This is a genomic window from Deinococcus sonorensis KR-87 (genome assembly GCF_040256395.1).
GTDB classification, from domain to species: domain Bacteria; phylum Deinococcota; class Deinococci; order Deinococcales; family Deinococcaceae; genus Deinococcus; species Deinococcus sonorensis.
Genome location: NZ_CP158296.1, coordinates 167,867 through 186,284 on the forward strand (window position 1 = coordinate 167,867; position 18,418 = coordinate 186,284).

Here is an 18,418-nt window from a genome sequence, read left to right on the forward strand (position 1 = left end):
CCGGGTCAGCTGCGGGCCCGACCCACCACCGCGAATAGCGGATCACCGCGGCGCTGTCCATTCACCGTGGGGCTGCGGTCCAGCGCCACGATGTCGGTCCAGTTTCCCGCCGCTTCCAGATACTGCTGCACCAGCGCCAGATGGCCAGCGTCGTCCAGCCGGTGCCACACTTCCACCGCCTTGGTAGGGAAGCAGCGGTTGGAGAAGCTGATCACCACCGGCCCTCCCGGCATCAGCACCCGGCCCAGGTCGCGCAGCACCGTGACCGGGTCGGTGAGGTAATCGATGGAGACGGTGCAGCCGGCCGCGTCGAAGGTGTGGGATTCGAAGGGGAGCAGCGGGGTGGTGTTGAGGTTCTGGACCACAGCCCGGGTCAGACGCGGATTGGCCGCGAGTTCCCTGGCATTCAGTCCAAGTCCCACCACCTCCCGGTAGTGCACCTCGTCCGGCAGGTGGCTCACCCAGCTGCTCATCAGGTCCAGAATCCGGCCTTCTGACGGCAGAAATTCACGGTACAGCTGCGTGACGGCCGCGATGGCCCCCTCGTCAATGTGGGTGACGAAGCGGGGCTGACGGTAGAACTGCTCGTCGGGCGTCTCGTCCTGACGGCGGAAGGCCGTACTCGGAAGGTCGGTCATGTGGCCATTGTGCGGGCCGGCATGCTCCTGTCTCTGTAGGGACGGCTTCAGCTGGCGGCAGGTCCGGAGCCGGTCGGTTCACGGCCCTGCGCGTAGACCTTACCCTGCTGAATTAATCGCCAGGGGCGGTGGGGGCCAGTTCATCGCCAGTGCGCTCGCCGCGTGCACGCAGGTAGCCGGCCAGCGTCAGGAGGGCCGCGAAGATGCCCAGGATGGCCACCGCCGGCGCCAGCCCCGCCACGCCCAGCAGCAGGCCCGCGAGGCTCACCCCGACGGGTCTCAGGCCCTGACCCACCAGAATGCGGGCGCTGTACACCCGTCCGCGGACCGCTTCGGGCGTGAGCCGGGCGAACAGGGTTCCCACCATCACGTTCAGCGGTCCGAAGCACAGGCCCATCATCAGGGCGAGCAGCAGCGCCACCCACAGCGACGGCGCAAACGCCACTCCGACGATGCACAGCGCCGGACCGACGCAGCCGAGCGTGATCCAGTTCAGCGGATGTCGGCTGGTGCGGCGGCCCATCCAGATCACCATGCCCAGTTCGGACACCGCCAGCACCGAGCCGAGCAAGCCCACGCCAAGCGCGCCCCGGTTCTCGGTCTGAACCCACGACAGCGCCGCCGGCAGGTGCACGCCCACCATCAGCCGGTCGGCAATGCGCGGCAGAAACACGGCGGTGTACGGCTCCATGGCAAAGTTGACGCTGGCGAGGCCCAGCAGCGTCGCCCACAGGGCCGGCCGCTCCAGCACGAACGAGAAGCCGAAGCGGGTGCGTTCCCACCACGCCGCCAGTCCGCGCCCGGTGTCGGTCGCGCGGGCCACGGGAGGAAAGCGCACCAGCGAGTACGCCACCAGCGCGATCACAAAGGTCGCGGCGTTCACCCACATCACGCCCGGCGCCCCGATGCTGGCCACCAGAAAACCGGCGCTGATCGGGGCGAGCAGGCCACTGGTGGTCCAAGTGAGGTTGAACAGCGCCTGGATGCCCTGCACCCGTTCTGGCGGTACGAAGGTGGGCAGCGAGGCCTGCTGGGCGGGAAAGATCACGCTGCCCGTGAAGCCGGTCAGGGCTGCCGTCACGACCAGGACCGGGAACGAGAGCAGGTGGAAGGTGTAGAGCAGCGGAATCAGGCTGATCCAGACGGCGCTCAGGCCGTTGGCGACCCGCAGCACCGTGCGGCGGTCCCAGATGTCGGTGTAGCTCGCCAGGCTCACGGTGCCGACCAGCATCGCCACCGTCCACGCCCCGATCACGGTGCCGGACAGGCCGGGCGAATGTGGGTAGAGGCGGTACAGGAACCATGCGAGCGCAATGAAGGTCAGTCCATTGCCGAAGGTGTTGATACTCTCGCCGATCCACAGAATCAGGATGCGGCGGTCACGCAGCAGGGAAAACATGGCAGAACCTCGACAGGACAGTGGAGCACGCTCGCGCGGAGGAAGAAAGGCGGCTGCCAAGTCTACGAAGGTGCGGCACAAGAAACATGAATGCTGGCCCTGGAGTGTGCCGGAAAGGCAAACGGATCTGACCAGGTCATGAGTGCGACGCTGCTCGCCTGCCTGAAGCTGCTCGGGTTGAGGCGAAGGTGAGAAGCAAAAACCAGCTCTGCGTCCTGATCGGAAAACTCCCTGATCTGAATGGTTCGTGGCAGGTAGGACAACCTATTGCAGCTCAGGCAACAGAATATCCGAAGTTGTTATATACGCTTTTGCACTTGTCATGTTGACTTTTGTTCAAACTGTTCCTTACACTCATTTCAACGCAAAATTTTTATGAGGTGGCTCAAGGAGGTGTCGCTCGAACGACTGCCCGTCAGGCCCACTGTCCTGCCTTCCTGTCTTGACCGGAGGTTTCCATGACGATTCACCGTAAGGTTGCCTTGATGTCCGTGTCTGCCGCCCTGCTCCTCGTCGGCGTGCGGACATTCGTGTCCGCGCAGAGCGCTCCGACCCAGCTGGTGTTCTGGGGCAGCTGGACCGGGGAGGGCGAGCAGCAGATCAACACGATGGTGAAGGCCTTCAATGCCTCCCAGAAGCGCATTCAGGTGCGGTACGTGCCGCAGCAGGACGTGGAGACGAAATTCCTGACGGCGACCGTGGCCGGCAACGCGCCCGACGTGATGATCTGGGACCGGTTTCAGACCGCCCTATACGCTCCAAAGAACGTGCTCGCTCCAATCAACAGCTACCTGACGCGGGACAAGATCGACCCCAAGACCTTCTACGGTGAGGCCATACGGGAACTGACGGTGGGCACCAACATCTACGGCCTGCCGCTGACCGTGGACGCCCGCGCCCTCTTCTACAACAAGACGATGCTGCAGGCGGCCGGGGTGCAGCCACCGCGGACCTGGGCCGAACTGCGTGCCGCCGCAATCAAGCTCACGAAGCGTGACGCCAACGGCAAGCTGCTGGTCGCCGGGTTCGCGCTCGATGACGTGGGGCTCTTCAGCATGTGGCTCAAGCAGGCGGGCGGCAGCATGCTCACGCCCGACGGCACCAAGACTGCCTTCAACAGCCCGGCGGGCCTGCGGGTGCTGGAATTCTGGGACACGCTGCTCAACAAGGACAAGGTGTACGAGATCGGCTTCGGGCGCGGCGAGGGCAATGCCCAGGACCCGTTCGTGACCGGAAAGATCGCCATGGGCTACAACGGCCCGTGGAACATCAGCTCGTACCGCAAGTACGGCCAGAAGCTGAACTTCGGCATCGTGCCGCCGCCCAGCGGACCGACCGGCGCGAAGGGCGCGGTGATGGGCGGCTTCGGGCTGGCGCTCACCCAGGCCTCCCGCAACAAGGACGCCGGCTGGGAATTCATCAAGTGGTGGCTCGCCAACTCGAACAACGCCCTGACCTGGGGCAAGTCGAGCAACAACATTCCCGGCAACCTCAAAGCGGTGGATGACGCCTACTTCCAGCGCGACGCCTTCTGGAAACCCATTACCGACACCCTGACCTTCGCGACGATCCGTCCGGCCGTGGCCGGGTTCCCGCCCATGGAAGGGCAGGCCCTGATCCCGAACATCCAGCTGTTCCTGGAAGGCAAGCAGGACGCGAAGACCGCGCTGCAGAAGGCCCAGGTGGCGGGCGACCGCATCCTGGCGGACAACGCCAACAAGTAGTGCTTCCCTTCCGGGTGGGCATGGTCCACGCCCACCCGGAGCTCTGGAGAACCATGCGGAACACCCTGCTCCTCTGGCTGACGGTGCCGGGCCTGTGCGTCTCGGCGGCGCCTGCCCAGCCTGCACCCTCCGCGCCCGACCCTGCCCGGGCGATGAGCGACTTCCTGAAAGCCTACTGGGACCCGGACCGGGGCCTGTTCCTGGCCTGGAACCGCAGCGCGCCCTTCGCCCGGCCGAGTGGAGCGGGGCCGGGCGGCGGCAAATACAGCGATTTCTGGTGGGCCGCGCAGCTGTGGGACCTGGTGCTGGATGCGGCGGCGCGGGACCCGGACAACGCGGCGGACCGCGCCCTGATCGCCCAGGTGTACGACGGCTTTCAGGCGGCGTACCCGGAGTGGCAGAACGACTTCAACGACGACCTCGGCTGGTGGGCGCAGGCGGCCACGCGGGCCGCGGCCCTCACCCATGACGCGCGCTACCAGCAGCGGGCCGAGGCGCTCTTCACCGACATCTGGCGCTCCTGGACACCCGACCTGGGCGGCGGGGTGCTGTGGCGCCGCTCCGGCGGCACCCAGAAGAACGTCGCGACCAACGCGCCGCTGGTCGTGACGGCAGTGCGGCTGTACCAGGCGACGAACGACCCGGTCTACCTGGAGCGGGCCCGGCAGCTGTACACCTTCGTGGACACTCGCCTCACCGATGGGGACGCGCGGGTCTACGACAACATCGAGGGGGGCGAGCTGCGGCGCTGGGACTTCACGTACAACGTCGGCAACTTCGTGCTCGCGTCGCTGGCGCTGCGGGAGGTGACGACAGACCCGGCCGAGCGGGCGCACCTGCTGACCCGCGCCGTGAAGTCGGCCGACTGGGCGCTGGCGAACCTCACGAACGCAGGCATCTTCCTGGACGAGGGCAGCGGCGACGGTGGCGGCTTCAAGGGCGTCCTGATGCGCGGCCTCGCCGCCCTGACCCGGGAGCCGGACCTGAACCCGGGCTCGCGCGCCCGTTACACCGACAGCCTGCGCGAGAACGCCACGCAGGTGTGGAACCAGCGCCGCCCCTCCGACGGTCTGGTCGGCCCTGACTGGTCGTCCCCGGCGGGCGACGGGGTGATCGAGAGCATGACGGCCGCCTCGGCGGTCGCGGCGCTGCTCCTGGCCCCGCCTCCGCTTCCGGGCGGCCCAGTCACGGGCAACGGGCGCTACGAGGCCGAGAACAGCCTGCGCGAGCACGTGAACACCAGTGTGGCCGCTCCCGGCTTTACCGGGCGTGGGTACGTCAATGCGTTCGTTCAGGACGGCGGCTTTGTGGAGTTCCGGGTCAACGTGGCCAGCGCAGGTCCGTATACCGCGCGGCTGCATTACAGCGCGGGAGCAGGTGCGGCGGTGCGCTCGGTCAGCGTGAATGGAGCGGACGCGCGTCCGGTGACGCTGCCTGCCACTCCCGACTGGCAGACCTGGGCCGACCAGGACGTGCCGCTGACCTTGCCGGCGGGGGCGAGCCGGGTGCGCCTGTCGTTCAACCGCCTGTCCGGTGACCGCAACTGGCTCAACCTCGATCACCTGACGCTCGGGAGCCGCCCATGACGCCGGCCACCGTCCGGGCCAACCTGGCCTTCGGCGCCCTGATGACGCACTTCTGGAATGAGGAGCGCGCCCTGTTCGAGATCCGGGTGCCGTTCGCCTCCGCCCAGCACGATCTGCCGACCGACCCGTTCCACTACTGGTGGCAGGCGCACGGCCTGGACGTGCTGGTGGACGCGTTCGAGCGCGACGGAGACGGGCGTCATCTTGCGCAGGCCGCTCGCCTGCTGGAGGCCGTGGTGCGCGAGAACGGCTCGCTGACCAACGACTACTACGACGACATGCTGTGGCTGGCCCTCGCGTGTCTGCGCGCGTGGGATGCGGGGGGCGACCCGCGCTTCCGGGACGCTGCCCTGACACTCTGGGACGACATTCAGGGCGGCTGGAACGATCACTGTGGCGGCGGCATCACGTGGCGCAAACCGCAGCTCGACTACAAGAACACCCCGGCCAACGCCCCGGCCATCATCCTGGCGACCCGGCTGTACGCGCGCCTCGGGCGGGAAGAGGACCTCGCCTGGGCGCGCCGGCTCTACCGGTGGCAGGTGGAGCATCTGGTGGATCCGGACACCGGCTTCGTCTGGGATGGCCTCAACCGCCTGGGCGACGGTGAACTTGACCGGGACTGGGCCTTCACCTACTGCCAGGGGGTGCAGATCGGGGCGGCCCTTGAACTGCACGCGGTCACCGGCGAGCGGTCGCTGCTGGACGCCGCGAGGCGCACCGTCGCGGCCGCCCGCGCCCGCCTGGCAGACCCCGCGACGCTCGCGCTGCCCGACGAGGGCGACGGCGACGCAGGACTGTTCAAAGGCATCCTGGCGCGCTACCTCGCCCAGTTCGCCCGGGTCGCGGACGATGAGCCGACCCGGACCTGGCTGACCCGCAATGCCGCCCTCGCCTGGCAGCATCGGGACGCCGCGCTGGGGGTGTGTTCGACGTCGTGGACCGCAGCGCCTGGCACGCCGGTTGAGCTGAGCGCCGCACTGTCGGGCGTGATGCTGTTCGAGGCGGCGGCGTGGCTGCATCTGGACCACCTGCCACCGGTGGGGCGCGGCGCGTGAGGGGCCGGCGGGGGATATTGTGCTGACCGTGGCCGCCCACCTGTACGAACGCATCGTGTCGAGCGTCCTCGACGACCTCCGGGCGGGTCGGCTGCGTCCGGGCGACCGGGTGCCGTCCGAACACGAGCTGGCCCGCATCTTCGAGGTCAGCCGCATCACGTCGCGCCGGGCGCTCGAAGTACTGGCGTCCGCCCGCGTGGTGGACCGGGTGCAGGGGCGCGGCACCTTCGTGGCGCCGGACCTGCCGGACCTGGAACGGGTCGGCGCCACCCTCGGCCTCTCGCCGGAGCCTGCGCCGGACGCGCCCACGGTGCCCGGCGTGCGCTTCAACCTGCTGGGACTGGTGCTGCCGGACTTCAACGAATCGTACGGGCTACAGCTGGTCTACACCATCGAGAGCCGCGCGTCCGCGCTGGGCCTGGACCTGATTCTCAAGCGGACGTACGGCGTGCGCGAAAACGAGGACCGGGCCATCACCCGGCTGGTGGCGCGCGGCGTGGACGGGCTGATCGTGTTCCCGGTGCACGGCGAGCACTACAACCCGGTGCTGCTCAAAGTGGTGCTGGACAGCTTCCCGGTGGTGCTGATCGACCGGTACCTGCGCGGCATTCCGGCGCAGGCGGTGGTGACGGACAACCACGCGGCGGCGGCGGCCCTGACCCAGCACCTGATTGAACTGGGGCACCGGGAGATCGCCTTCGTGTCGCCGCCGCTGGAGAACACCAGTGCCCTGGAGGAACGCTACGCCGGCTGGAGCGCGGCCCTCACCGACCACGGCCTGCTGAGCCGCACCGGGTCGGTGTTGAGCAACCTGAAGTCCACGCTGCCCACCCGGCTGCACCCGGCCAACATCGCCGCCGACCGTGGCCTGCTGGAGGAATTCGTGCGGACGACGGGCGCCACCGCGTTCGTGTGCGCCGAATACAACCTCGCGCTGCAGCTGATCAACATCCTGAGTGGCCTGGGAAGGCGCGTGCCGGAGGACGTCTCGGTCGCGTGCTTCGACGCGCCGTTTGACCCGCTCGCCTCGCCGGACGAGCCGACCTTCTTCACGCACATCCGGCAGAACGAGGCCGAGATGGGGGAGGTGGCGGTCGGTCAGGTGCTGGCGCGCCTGCGCGGCGAGACGCCGCCCACCCTCACCCACGTGCCGTTTCGCCTGATTCCGGGCCGCTCAACGGCCGCGCCGCGCCGCTGACGCTCTCGCTTCTCTCCCCGGAGGGTTCTGATGCTGCACAATCCACCCCGCGTGTCGACCACCGCTCCCCCGACCGTGCCGCGCCGCTCCCGGCTGCTGCGCCACGAGTCACGCATGGCGGTCGCGTTCATCACTCCGGCGATGGCGCTGTTTCTGGTGTTCACTGCGCTGCCCGCCGTGGTGGCTCTGTTCCTGAGCTTCACCAACTACGACATCCTCAGCCCCGTCCGGTGGGTCGGTCTCGCCAACTACCAGCGGCTCCTGACCGACGACCTGTTCCGGCGCGGCGTCCTGAACGTCGCGTTCTACGCGGCGATGTTCGTGCCGCTGATGATCGTGCTGTCGCTGTCGCTCGCGCTGGCGCTCAACCGCCCGCGCCCCGGCATGGTCCTGTTCCGCACGCTCTTCTACCTTCCGGCCGTCACGTCCAGCATCGCCGCCGCGACCATCTGGAGCTGGATGTTCCAGAAGGACTACGGCGTGGTGAATCAGGCGCTCGGGGTGATCGGCATCCAGGGCCCCAACTGGCTCGCCAGCAGCGACACGGCCATGTACGCCATCGTGATCGTGACGCTCTGGCAGGGCCTGGGCAGCAACATCATCATCTATCTGGCGGGCCTCAGCGGGGTGCCGAAGTTCCTGTACGAGGCGGCGGCGCTGGATGGCGCCAGCCCCTGGCAGCAGTTCTGGTTCATCACCGTGCCCACGCTGCGGACCACGACCTTCTTCGTGGTGTTCATGTCGCTGGTCGGGGCCTTCCAGCTGTTCGACCAGGCCTACGTCATGACCCAGGGCGGGCCTGGCTACGCCACCACGACCGCCGTGTACCAGATCTACAGCAACGGCTTCACGCAGCTGCGCATGGGCTACGCCTCGGCGCAGGCAGTCGTGCTGGCCATCGCCATCCTGTGCGTGTCGCTGCTCAGCATGCGCCTCAACCGCGACGTGACGGGAGCCTGACATGAACAGACGACTCCGGCTGACTCCACTGGTCGTGGTGCGCGAAACGCTGTATTACGCCGTGCTGGTCTTCGTGGCGCTGGTCATGGCGCTCCCGTTCTACTGGATGCTCGCCACCTCGTTCAAACCCGACGCCGACATCTTCACCGATCCGATCCGCTGGATTCCGCAGCGCTGGACTCTGGACCACTACATCAAGGCCTTTACGCTGGTGCCGTTCGGCCGCTACTTCCTGAACTCCACCGTGATGGCCTTCCTGGGGGTGGTGGCCAACCTGCTGCTCGGCAGCCTGGCCGGGTACGCATTCGCCCGGCTGCGCTTCCGGGGCCGCGAGGGGCTGTTCCGCATGAAACTGGCGTCGCTGCTGGTGCCGGGCGTCGTGACGCTGATTCCGACCTTTATCATCCTGCGGTCGTTTCCGTTCGCTGGAGGCAACGACCTGCTCGGGCACGGCGGCCAGGGGCTGCTGAACACCTACTGGGCGATCGTGTTGCCCGGCGCGGCAGGGGCATTCGCGGTGTTCTTCATGCGCCAGTTCTTCCGTACCCTGCCCGAGGATTTGATCGACGCCGCGCGCGTGGACGGCGCCTCGGAATTGCGCATCTTCTGGAGCATCTACCTGCCGCTGTGCGGCCCGGCCCTGGCGACCCTCGGCATCTTCACCTTCCAGGCCGGCTGGAACGTGTTTCTGTGGGCGCTGATCGTGTTCAACGACCCCAACATGTCCACGGTGCAGATGGGCCTGCAGGCCTTCAGCTTCAACCACAACACCGATTACGGCCCCCTGATGGCGGCGTCGGTGGTGGTGTCGCTGCCGGTGCTGATCGTGTTCCTGTTCGCCCAGCGCTACTTCACCCAGTCGATCTCATTCTCGGGGGTGAAATGAAGGCCTGCGGTGTCGAGCCGGTGGTTCATCCGGTGGCCTGTGGCTGGCAGTGCCCGGCCGCCCACCCCCGGACGTTCCCCCTCACTCCGTCCCCCTGTTCTGGAGGCCCCGCATGATCTCACCCGCCGTTTCGCAGCTTGTGGCGGAGATGCGCCATGCCCTCCGGGACCGGCCCCGGCTCGCCGAGACCTTCGCGCGCTGCTTCCCCAACACCCTGGACACCACCGTCCGCCGGATGGATGACGGCACCGCGTTCGTGTTCACCGGCGACATTCCGGCCATGTGGCTGCGTGACAGCACCGCGCAGGTCAGCCCGTACCTGCCGCTCGCCGCGCACGACGAGGCGCTGAGACAGCTGATCGTCGGGCTGATCCGCCGTCAGGCGATGTACATCCGCATTGATCCGTATGCCAACGCCTTCAACGCGGCGCCGGACGGCAGCGGTCACGCGGGCGACCTGCCGCCCAAGGGCGACTGGGTGTGGGAGCGCAAATTCGAGCTTGACTCGCTGTGCGCCCCGGTGTCGCTGCTGTTCCGCTACTGGAAGGTGACCGGCGACCTGCAGGTCTTTACGGAGGACGTGCGGGCCATGCTCAGGACCGTGGTGGGAGTGATGCGGGTGGAGCAGCGTCACGAGACGTCCCCGTACACCTTCGAGCGGCCCGGTCCCCACCCGCCGAGCGACACGCTCAGTCACGGCGGACGTGGCTCTCCGGTCGCCTACACCGGCATGGTGTGGTCGGGGTTCCGGCCGAGCGACGACGCGTGTGCCTACGGGTACCTGATCCCGGCCAACATGTTCGCAGTCGTGATTCTCGGTCAGCTGGCGGAGCTGGCGCGCGACGTGCTGGACGACGCCGCGTTGAGCACTGAGGCGCTGGCCCTGCGCGATGAGATCGAGCGCGGTATTCAGGCGCACGGCATCGTGGAACATCCGGAGCACGGCCCCATCTACGCTTACGAGACGGACGGGCTCGGCCGTCATCTGCTGATGGACGACGCGAATGTGCCGAGCCTGCTCTCCATCCCGTACCTCGGGTACCGCGACGCCGCGGACCCGCTGTACATGAATACCCGGCGCTTCGTGCTGAGCCACGACAACCCGAGTTTTGCCCGAGGCCGGTACGCGGCCGGAATCGGCAGCCCACACACGCCGCCCGGCATGGTCTGGCCCATCGCGCTCGCCATGCAGGGCCTGACCTCCACCTCAGACGAGGAGCGCGAGCGGCTGCTCGACATGCTGGTGGCCACGACCGCCGGAACTGCCTACATGCACGAGAGCTTTGACCCGGACGACCCCGACGTGTTCACGCGCGAGTGGTTCGCCTGGGCCAATTCTTTGTTTGCTGAATTCGTGCTGCACAGCGTCCGCTGGACGGCGGAGGTGAAGTAGGCGCGCTGGCCGGTTCGGTCAGGTGGTGCCGGCCGATGACGGTTCGACCTTGCCGCCCCGGCCTTCCAGCTGATTCGCGATGGATTCCAGCGCCTTGTCGATGCCCTCCTGAATCTGGTGGTCCTGTGGCGCGTGGCCCGGGGTGCCCTGAGTCGCGGCATGCTGTGGGTCCGGGTCGAAGGTAAGGTGCACCCGCACCTCGCTCTCGCCGGTCCCGGCCGGCACCACCTCCAGGTGTCCGGAGTAGCGAATCTCGCCGTCGCTGCTCCACGACAGCCGGCGCTGCTCCGCATCCTGATGGAACTGGCCGTCCGCGTGGTAGTCGTGCCCCTGAGCCACGCCGTCTACCACGACCCGGTCCGGGCCCTGCGGCTCGGCATGTTTGGTGGTCGGCAGATACCGGGGCAGGTTGCGGACATCGGAGACGAAAGCGTAGACCTGCTCGGGTGATGCCTGGACGTGTCGGAAACCGGAATATTCCATGTCGTGCCTCCTGAGAATCGGAACGAACCCGGGGTGACGTGGCGGACAGGCCCAGCGTAAGCGAGGGCCGACCGCGTCCGATGAGGCGAGGGTTCGCGCGCCCGGGTCAAGGGCTCATGTCAGAGGGGAACAGGTACCGCCTGGAGGTTGGCCGGGCGTTGGGGCGTTGCTTCACGGCCCAGCGTGCCAAGCCGCTGCCGGAACGTTCAGGGACGTCTGTCCACACGCTTCGGCTGACGCTTGCCTCTGAAGTTCAAAGAAATTCGCTGCCGAAAATCCTCTGGCGGGGATCGGGAAGGGTCCACCTTGTCCTCAACAAACAGCGCGGCACGCCCCAACCAGGCGTGCCGCGCTGCTGGTTCGGTTCGCTCAGGGAGCGTCGGTGACGTACACCGGCTGGCCCACCCGGGTGGTGTCGGCTGGTCCGCCCACACCGTTGACCACGTGGTCGATGGTGCCGGCGCTCAGGTTGACCGTCAGGAGATGATGCAGGCGGACGCCCGGCGTGGCAGGGGCCTCGAAACCGTTGGTGGTGTGAATCGAGGGGTTGTTCTGGTTGAACACGTACGCGCCGCCGCCGTACAGCTGGTGCGTCCTGACCGTGTCGGCCACCCGGTACGCCGCCCAGCCCTGCTCGCCGTTGCCGCCGTTGCCCGCATTCCAGGCCTCCTGGGTGGGCGGATCGTAGGGCAGCTCGTTCTGGAAGAAGATGGTCTTGCCGTTCTCCCCGTTCCAGACGACGTTGTTCTTCTGAAAGTGCTCGACGAACAGGCCGGTCGCCGTCACGTTGTTGCCGTTCACCACGACACCGTTGTTGCCGATCACCTGCGCCCAGCGCTGGGTGTCGGGGAGGCTGGTGCCGCCCGGGCCTTCGACGCCGTGGTCGGCGCGCCACACCCAGGTGTGATCGATCAGGACGTTGTCACTGTTGATCTCCAGCGCCGCGTCGACCTTGCCGATCTGGGCGCCCCCGACCCGCAGGAACACGTCGGACAGCGTGGTCGGGTTGGTGGCGGAGGCGCGCACCTGTGACCCGTTGTTGCCGTTCTTGGTGCCCACGCGCATCAGCGTCTGCGACATGGTCGGGCCGGCCTCCAGCGTGATGCCCGCAATGACCACGCCGGGCACGTCCGCCACCGTGATCGGCGTGGCCCCGTTCGCGGCCGTCAGGGTGGCGTAGCCGAGGCCCAGCACCACCGTGTCCGCGCGCTTGACGGCGATGCTCTGGTCGATGCTGTAGACGCCTGGCGTCAGGATCAGATTCCGGCCGCGGGCCAACTGGTTGTTGATTGTCTGCACCGAGTCGGACGGCGTGGCCACATAGAAGTCCGAGAGCGGGACGGTCCGGCCCGGCGTCATGCCTGCGCCCCAGGTGATGCCGCGGCTGTTGACCTGCACCGACGGCACACGCACGTTGTACTGGCCGCTCGCGTCCACGAACAGGTACGGCTTTTCGCGGCTGACCGGCGTGGTGTCCAGCACCGTGTAGGCGTTCGGCGTCGGGAACGTCTCGGCCGGCGCGCCCACCACACCGGAGAACACGGCGCTCCACACCGCGTTTGACCAGCTCACGATCTGGCTGTTGCGGGTGTACCACTGCTGCTGCGAGCCGTTGACCAGGGCGTCGGCGCCGCTGTGCCGCGAGTCGGCCATGAAACCGCCGGACGCGTACTGCGGGCCACTGGAGCAGTAATCCATGAACGACATCCCGCCAATGACATTCACGCGGCGCAGCGGCGCCGCCTGCGATACCGCCCAGAACTCGGTGTTGGTGCACCAGTCCGGACGCGGGGCGGCCTCACCCAGCACCTTGGTCATGCCGCCGGTCGCCTTGATGGTGAGGTTGGACATCGAGCGCCAGAAGTTGGTCAGGGCGAGGCAGTTTCCCGTCTCGTTATTGTCGAGGCAGCGGTTATAGACGTTGATGGTGCCGTTGATCACGACGTCCGTGGGCGAGGCGCCCAGCCCGGCGACCTCGGTGTAATAGCCGACCTGGAAATTGAGCGGCTCGGTGGCCGATCCGTAGGTGCCGGGCTTGAAGTAGATCGCGTCCCGCCGCGGACCGAACTCGTTGGAGAACTGTGCGGCGGCGATGGCGTCCACCTTCGCCTTGATCTCGGCCACCGACATGCTGGGGTCCAGCACCGTGACGTTCGGCCCGAGGTTTCCGGTCGATACCTGAGCCGCCAGGGCGCCGACCTGCACCTGCGGCGCCGTGGTCTGCTGGCCGCACGCGCTGAGCGCCAGCGTCAGTCCGGCCAGCAGCGTGGTGACCTTGAGCCGAACGTCTTTCCTGTTGAGCAACGAACCCTGCCCCACCTGATCCATGTTGTGCATATGCTCCCTGTCTGAGGGACTGGCCTGCCCAGCTTCCTTCAGTCCATGCTGAAAAACATCGTCATCGCTCCACCGCAACGCGTGTGCGGCGTACCACTTTCTTTGCTGTAGCGGTAAAGCTGGATGGTCTGACGACACCTCCTCGAAACGAAGCGATTCGTTTCTCTGGCCACGGAAAATATGTTCGGTCCTGGCTAAAAAGCCAATGACGCGACGGATCTGTTTTGATGCACGCCCAACGTAACAAGCGCGCACAGGTGTGTCAAGCAAAGGTTATTTTGGTTCCGTCTCATCCATATTCATGTTTCGGTGCGGATGTGAGGCCAGAGAGACCACCAGACCGAAGCCGGCTGTGGAGAAAAACTGCTGGGGATCTGCTGACGGTGCAGCCATCGCACTGGGCCGATCCCGTTGATCGTCCTTCAGAAGCCGCCAGGGTCGCTCTCAGGCACGGCGACGCCATCGTTGTGCGGGGGCGATTTCTCGCGGCCTTTACCGAACCGCTTCGGCGATGGCCCGGCCGGCAGTGCGGCCGCTGAAGATGCAGCCGCCCAGGAAGGTGCCTTCCAGCGAGCGGTAGCCGTGCACGCCACCGCCGCCGAACCCTGCCACCTCGCCCGCCGCATACAGGCCCGGCAACGGCTGGCCTCCCGGGGAGAGGACCCGGCCCTGCAGGTCCGTTTCCAGGCCGCCGAGCGACTTGCGGGTCAGGATGTTGAGCCGCACCGCGATCAGGGGACCGTCGGCCGGGCTCAGCATCGGGGCGGGTTTGGCCACCCGGATCAGCCGCTCACTCAGCACCGCGCGTGCCCCCCGGACGATGGCGAGCTGGGCATCCTTGCCGGCGACATTACGCAGCTGAGCGTCCCGGTCCAGCACCTCCCGTTCCACCGTGGCGAGGTCCACCTGCTCATTCCCGGTGAGCGCATTCATGGCGCGGACCAGGTCCGGCAGGGTCCGGCGCACCACGAAGTCCGCCCCGTTGTCCATGAAGGCCTGCACCGGCGCCGCGATGTGCTTTCCCGCCCGCCGGAGGGTCAGGCGGATGTTCCTGCCGGTCAGGTCCGGGTTCTGCTCACTGCCGGACAGGGCAAATTCGCGCTTGATGATGGCGCGGTTGAGCAGGAACCACGTGTACGGGTAGCGGTGGGTGGTGATGTGTTTGAGGGTGTCGTAGCTGCTCGCGCCGGGAATATGAGGGAATGGGAGGCGCTTCCCAGTGGGGTCGAGCCACAGGCTGCTCGGTCCCGGCAGGATGCGGATGCCGTGGTTCGGCCAGATGGAATTCCAGTTGCGCAGGCCCTCGGTGTAGTGCCACATCCGGTCCGGGTTGATCAGGCTGGCGCCCTGCGCCGCGGCCTGCTGCTGAAGCAGCCCGTCCACATGCTGCGGCACGCCGGAGAGCAGGAAGTCCGGGGCTGGTCCCAACCGATCGGTGGGCCAGTGACGCCGCACCAGCTCATGGTTGCCGCCGATGCCGCCCGAAGTGATCAGCACGGCCTGGGCATTCAGGTCAAACCCGTCCACCACCACCCGGGAGCTGGATTCGCCGCGCGCCACGTCGGACGGTTCCAGGACGTCGCCGTGAACGCCATGCACTACCCCGTCCGTCAGGTTCAGGCCACGTACCCGGTGCCGGAAGCGGAAGGCCACACGGCCGGTCTGCACGTGCTGCCTCACCCGGCGCTCGAACGGCTCCAGCACGCCCGGCCCGGTGCCCCAGGTGACGTGGAAGCGCGGCACGCTGTTGCCCGGCTGTGCCGCCCCGCCGCCGCCGCGCTCCGCCCAGCCGACCGCCGGAAACCAGCGCATGCCCTGGTCGTGCAGCCACTGGCGTTTCTCCCCGGCGGCAAACTCCAGATAGGCGTCGGCCCAGCGGCGCGGCCAGTGGTCGCTGGGCCGGTCAAACGCGGCGGTCGTCTCCCAGTCGCGGCGTGCCAGCTCCAGCGAGTCGCGGATGCCCAGACGGCGCTGTTCGGGGCTGTTCACAAAGAAGAGCCCGCCGAAGGACCAGTACGCCTGCCCGCCCAGGTTCTGCTCGCCTTCCTGGTCGAGCAGCAGGACACGCTTTCCGGCGTCGGCCAGCTCGGCGGCGGCCACCAGCCCGGCCAGGCCGGCACCCACCACGATCACGTCTGCATCCAGGGTTGGCATCGCATTCCTCCTGCGGGATCAGGGGGTCCCGTCCGCCGCCAGCGTATCAGAGCGCCCCGGGCCGCTGACCTCAGTGAAAGATCAGCGTCACCGCCAGCGGCGCGCCGGGCGTCAGGCGGTCGGTGGGTCCGCCGAACCGGGTGCCGTCCGGCAGGGTGCCGCGGGCGTGGAACACCGGGTGAATCGTTTTGGTGTCCCCTTCGGGTGCGGCCTCGGCGAAGAACCGGAACGCGCGTTTCATGACGTGACCGTCACCGGTGACGGGGCCGTAGCTCTCCACGGTGTCCACCTCGCCGCTGTTCCACAGCACCGCGCTGAGATCGGCAACGGGGGCAGCCAGCGGCGGGGTCACGGTCACGACCATGACGCCTTCCAGCGTGGTGGCGTTCATGGCGGTGTTCGGGAAGCCCTCGTACTGCACGGTGATCTGCAGGGGGTCGTCCGGCGCGGATGGGGTGAGGCCGCCTCCGGTGGGCGGAGCGCAGGCGACCAGCAGCGACAGGGCGACGACTCCGGCGAGGTGCTTCATGGGGTGCCTCCAGCGGTTGAACGCGGCCATTTCTCCGGCCTGCGCTCAGGCGGGTGCGGACTGCGCCTGCGCCACACGGTGGTGCAGCGCCTGGGCCTCTTCGGGCAGGCCCGCCTCCTCGTAGGCGCCGGCGGCCTGCTGGAAGTAGCTGTCCGCCTCCCGGTGCCGGAAGGTCTTGACCGCTTCCTGCCCGGCCTGCTCCAGCCAGCGCGCCGCCTGCCGGGGATCGCGGCCCTCGCGCCAGTGCCGCGCCACCCGGGCCGGGTGGGCGCCGAGCTGGCCGAGGGTGCGCGCCGCGCTGCGGTGGAGCAGGTGGCGCACCGCGCTCGGCACGCTGCGGCGCACCGCCTCCGCCACGAGGTCGTGTTCAAACCGCGAGCCGCGCACGATCTGGGCGCGTTCCAGTTCCTCCCACGCCTCGGCCATCTCCAGCAGCGGCGCTCCCAGCGTCTGCGCCACGATATCGAGGTCGAAGTCGCTTTCCAGCACGGCGGCGGCGCGCGCCGCATGCAGCGCCGAGGGCGACAGGCGGGCCAGCCGCGACGCGATCACGGCGCTGGCCTTCTCGGGCAGCGGCAGCGTCTCCGGCAGGGTGCCGGTACGCCGCTGGACCTCGTGCACGCTGCGCGCGGTTTCCAGCAGCAGCAGCGGATTGCCGCCGGTGAACTGACCCAGGGCCGCCGCCAGTTTCGGGTCCGGCGAGATGTCCAGCTGCCCCACCAGCTGCTCGACCGCCGACGCGTCCAGCGGTTCCACCTCGACCAGCGCGACCAGCTTCGCGTCTACCATCGTCTGCAGCACCATGCTCTGGAATGGCGACAGCTCACCCTTGCGGAAGATGTGGATGGTGCGGTACGTCGCGTCGGGTCGCCCCCACCCGAGATTTGCGAACACGAATCCGCCCGCCTCGACGCTCGCGTCGTCCATAAACTGCACGTCGTCGAAGGCCATGGCCCTCAGCCCGTGGGTCACCGCCGCGCCCAGCGCCTCGGTCTTTGCCTGCCAGAAGCGCAGTTTCTGGACTTCGGACGTGATGGGCGCGGGGGCGCCGCCCAGTTCCGGCAGGATCCGCGACAGCTCCTCGCGGATCCACGGTTCGAGCTGGAGGTCCGGGTAGGCGGCCAGCACCTGCCGGTAGGTGCGGGCGTGCGTGGCGTAGGGGAGCCCCGCGTCGCCCGGGCGGCCCTCGAAGCGCAGGCCGCCGCCGTGCGCGTCCAGAAAATCCAGCGCGAGCCGCGTCTTGCCCACGCCCGGCTCACCGGTCAGGACGATGCCCTGGCCGTTGGCCCAGGCGGCCTCCATCTGGGCCCACTGTTTCTCCCGGCCCACCAGGGTGGGAGGCCGGGCCACGCTGACCGGCAGGGCGGCCGGGGTGGGGCCCGGTCCCGGATGCAGCACGGCGCTGCGCCCGATGTCGCGGGCGAGCTGCTGCGTTTCCGGCAGCGGCTCGGTGCCGAGCGTGGTGCGCAGGGCCTGCACCGCCTGCTCGTACACCTGCAGGGCGCTGCTGACCTCGCCCATCAGGTACAGCAGCCGCATTTCGCGCCGCAGCCCCTCCTCGGACAGCGGGTCGAGGTCACGTACCCGGCGCGTCACGGTGAGCGCCTCCCCGTACGCGCCCGCGTCTTCCAGCTGTTGCGCCTCCGCCCGCCACGAGGCGGCGCGCTCTCCGTCCAGGCGGGTCCGCCACGCCAGCACCCAGTCGTGAAATTCCGGCAGCCCGGACCAGTCGGTGCCCTCCAGCAGCTCGCCCGCGCCGCGTGTGCCGTGCACGTCCACCTGCAACTGCCCGTTCAGCGCCAGCGTTTCACCGGCCAGCACCAGCTCTGCTCCAAAGGTGCGCGTCATGCGGCGCAGCAGGTGAACGAGGTTGTTGCGCGCGCTGCTCTCGACGGTATCGGGCCACAGCAGCCCCGCCACCCGCGACCGGGGAGAACTGCCCTCCAGGGCCAGGTACGCGAGCATGCCCAGGACCTTGCCCTCACACCGCACCACCTCTCCGTCCGGGCGGCACAGCTGAGGACGGCCGAGCAGCGTCAACTGCCAGAATTCATGCGCTTGAGGCATACCTTA

14 protein-coding genes are annotated in these 18,418 nt (G+C 68.1%); 7 read left to right on the plus strand and 7 right to left on the minus strand.

Annotated elements, in window-relative coordinates:
• Positions 1–5 precede the first annotated feature (5 nt).
• Complete coding sequence (locus tag ABOD76_RS00740; RefSeq protein WP_350240674.1) at positions 6–638, minus strand: methyltransferase domain-containing protein; 633 nt, start codon at positions 636–638, stop codon at positions 6–8.
• 112 nt (positions 639–750) lie between these two features.
• A complete protein-coding gene (locus ABOD76_RS00745) occupies positions 751–2,037 on the minus strand; it encodes an MFS transporter (protein WP_350240676.1) in 1,287 nt (428 codons plus the stop codon).
• A 485-nt stretch (positions 2,038–2,522) separates the two neighbouring features.
• Between ABOD76_RS00745 and ABOD76_RS00750 the strand changes: the two genes are divergently transcribed.
• The 7 genes from ABOD76_RS00750 to ABOD76_RS00780 all read left to right on the plus strand — a co-directional run bounded on the left by ABOD76_RS00750 (position 2,523) and on the right by ABOD76_RS00780 (position 10,842).
• Positions 2,523–3,761: an ABC transporter substrate-binding protein gene (locus ABOD76_RS00750; protein WP_350240678.1), complete on the plus strand. Its 1,239-nt coding sequence runs from the start codon at positions 2,523–2,525 to the stop codon at positions 3,759–3,761.
• A gap of 53 nt (positions 3,762–3,814) precedes the next feature.
• On the plus strand, positions 3,815–5,347 hold the full coding sequence (locus ABOD76_RS00755) for a glycoside hydrolase family 76 protein (protein WP_350240679.1): 1,533 nt from the start codon (positions 3,815–3,817) through the stop codon (positions 5,345–5,347).
• Positions 5,344–6,405, plus strand: coding sequence for a glycoside hydrolase family 76 protein (locus tag ABOD76_RS00760; RefSeq protein ID WP_350240681.1), 1,062 nt, complete (start codon positions 5,344–5,346; stop codon positions 6,403–6,405). Before ABOD76_RS00755 ends, ABOD76_RS00760 begins: the two co-directional genes overlap by 4 nt.
• A 19-nt stretch (positions 6,406–6,424) precedes the next feature.
• Positions 6,425–7,603, plus strand: coding sequence for a GntR family transcriptional regulator (locus ABOD76_RS00765; protein WP_350240683.1), 1,179 nt, complete (start codon positions 6,425–6,427; stop codon positions 7,601–7,603).
• A gap of 30 nt (positions 7,604–7,633) precedes the next feature.
• Positions 7,634–8,563, plus strand: a complete 930-nt coding sequence (locus ABOD76_RS00770) for a carbohydrate ABC transporter permease (protein WP_350240684.1) — start codon at positions 7,634–7,636, stop codon at positions 8,561–8,563.
• Position 8,564: 1 nt separating this feature from the next.
• Positions 8,565–9,449, plus strand: coding sequence for a carbohydrate ABC transporter permease (locus ABOD76_RS00775; RefSeq protein WP_350240685.1), 885 nt, complete (start codon positions 8,565–8,567; stop codon positions 9,447–9,449).
• A 112-nt stretch (positions 9,450–9,561) separates the two neighbouring features.
• Positions 9,562–10,842 carry a glycoside hydrolase family 125 protein gene (locus tag ABOD76_RS00780; protein ID WP_350240686.1) on the plus strand — a complete coding sequence of 427 codons (1,281 nt, stop codon included), beginning with the start codon at positions 9,562–9,564 and terminating at the stop codon, positions 10,840–10,842.
• Positions 10,843–10,860: 18 nt separating this feature from the next.
• Here the strand turns inward: ABOD76_RS00780 and ABOD76_RS00785 are convergent, their stop codons facing one another.
• The 5 genes from ABOD76_RS00785 to ABOD76_RS00805 all read right to left on the minus strand — a co-directional run bounded on the left by ABOD76_RS00785 (position 10,861) and on the right by ABOD76_RS00805 (position 18,412).
• On the minus strand, positions 10,861–11,325 hold the full coding sequence (locus ABOD76_RS00785; RefSeq protein WP_350240687.1) for an SRPBCC family protein: 465 nt from the start codon (positions 11,323–11,325) through the stop codon (positions 10,861–10,863).
• Positions 11,326–11,694: 369 nt separating this feature from the next.
• A complete protein-coding gene (locus ABOD76_RS00790) occupies positions 11,695–13,653 on the minus strand; it encodes a glycosyl hydrolase family 28-related protein (RefSeq protein WP_350241086.1) in 1,959 nt (652 codons plus the stop codon).
• A gap of 501 nt (positions 13,654–14,154) precedes the next feature.
• Positions 14,155–15,816, minus strand: a complete 1,662-nt coding sequence (locus tag ABOD76_RS00795; protein ID WP_350240688.1) for an FAD-binding dehydrogenase — start codon at positions 15,814–15,816, stop codon at positions 14,155–14,157.
• Between the two features lie 70 nt (positions 15,817–15,886).
• Complete coding sequence (locus tag ABOD76_RS00800; RefSeq protein ID WP_350240689.1) at positions 15,887–16,345, minus strand: hypothetical protein; 459 nt, start codon at positions 16,343–16,345, stop codon at positions 15,887–15,889.
• A 45-nt stretch (positions 16,346–16,390) separates the two neighbouring features.
• Positions 16,391–18,412 (minus strand): ATP-binding protein, encoded by a 2,022-nt coding sequence (locus tag ABOD76_RS00805; RefSeq protein WP_350240690.1) that lies wholly within the window; start codon positions 18,410–18,412, stop codon positions 16,391–16,393.
• Positions 18,413–18,418: the final 6 nt, after the last annotated feature.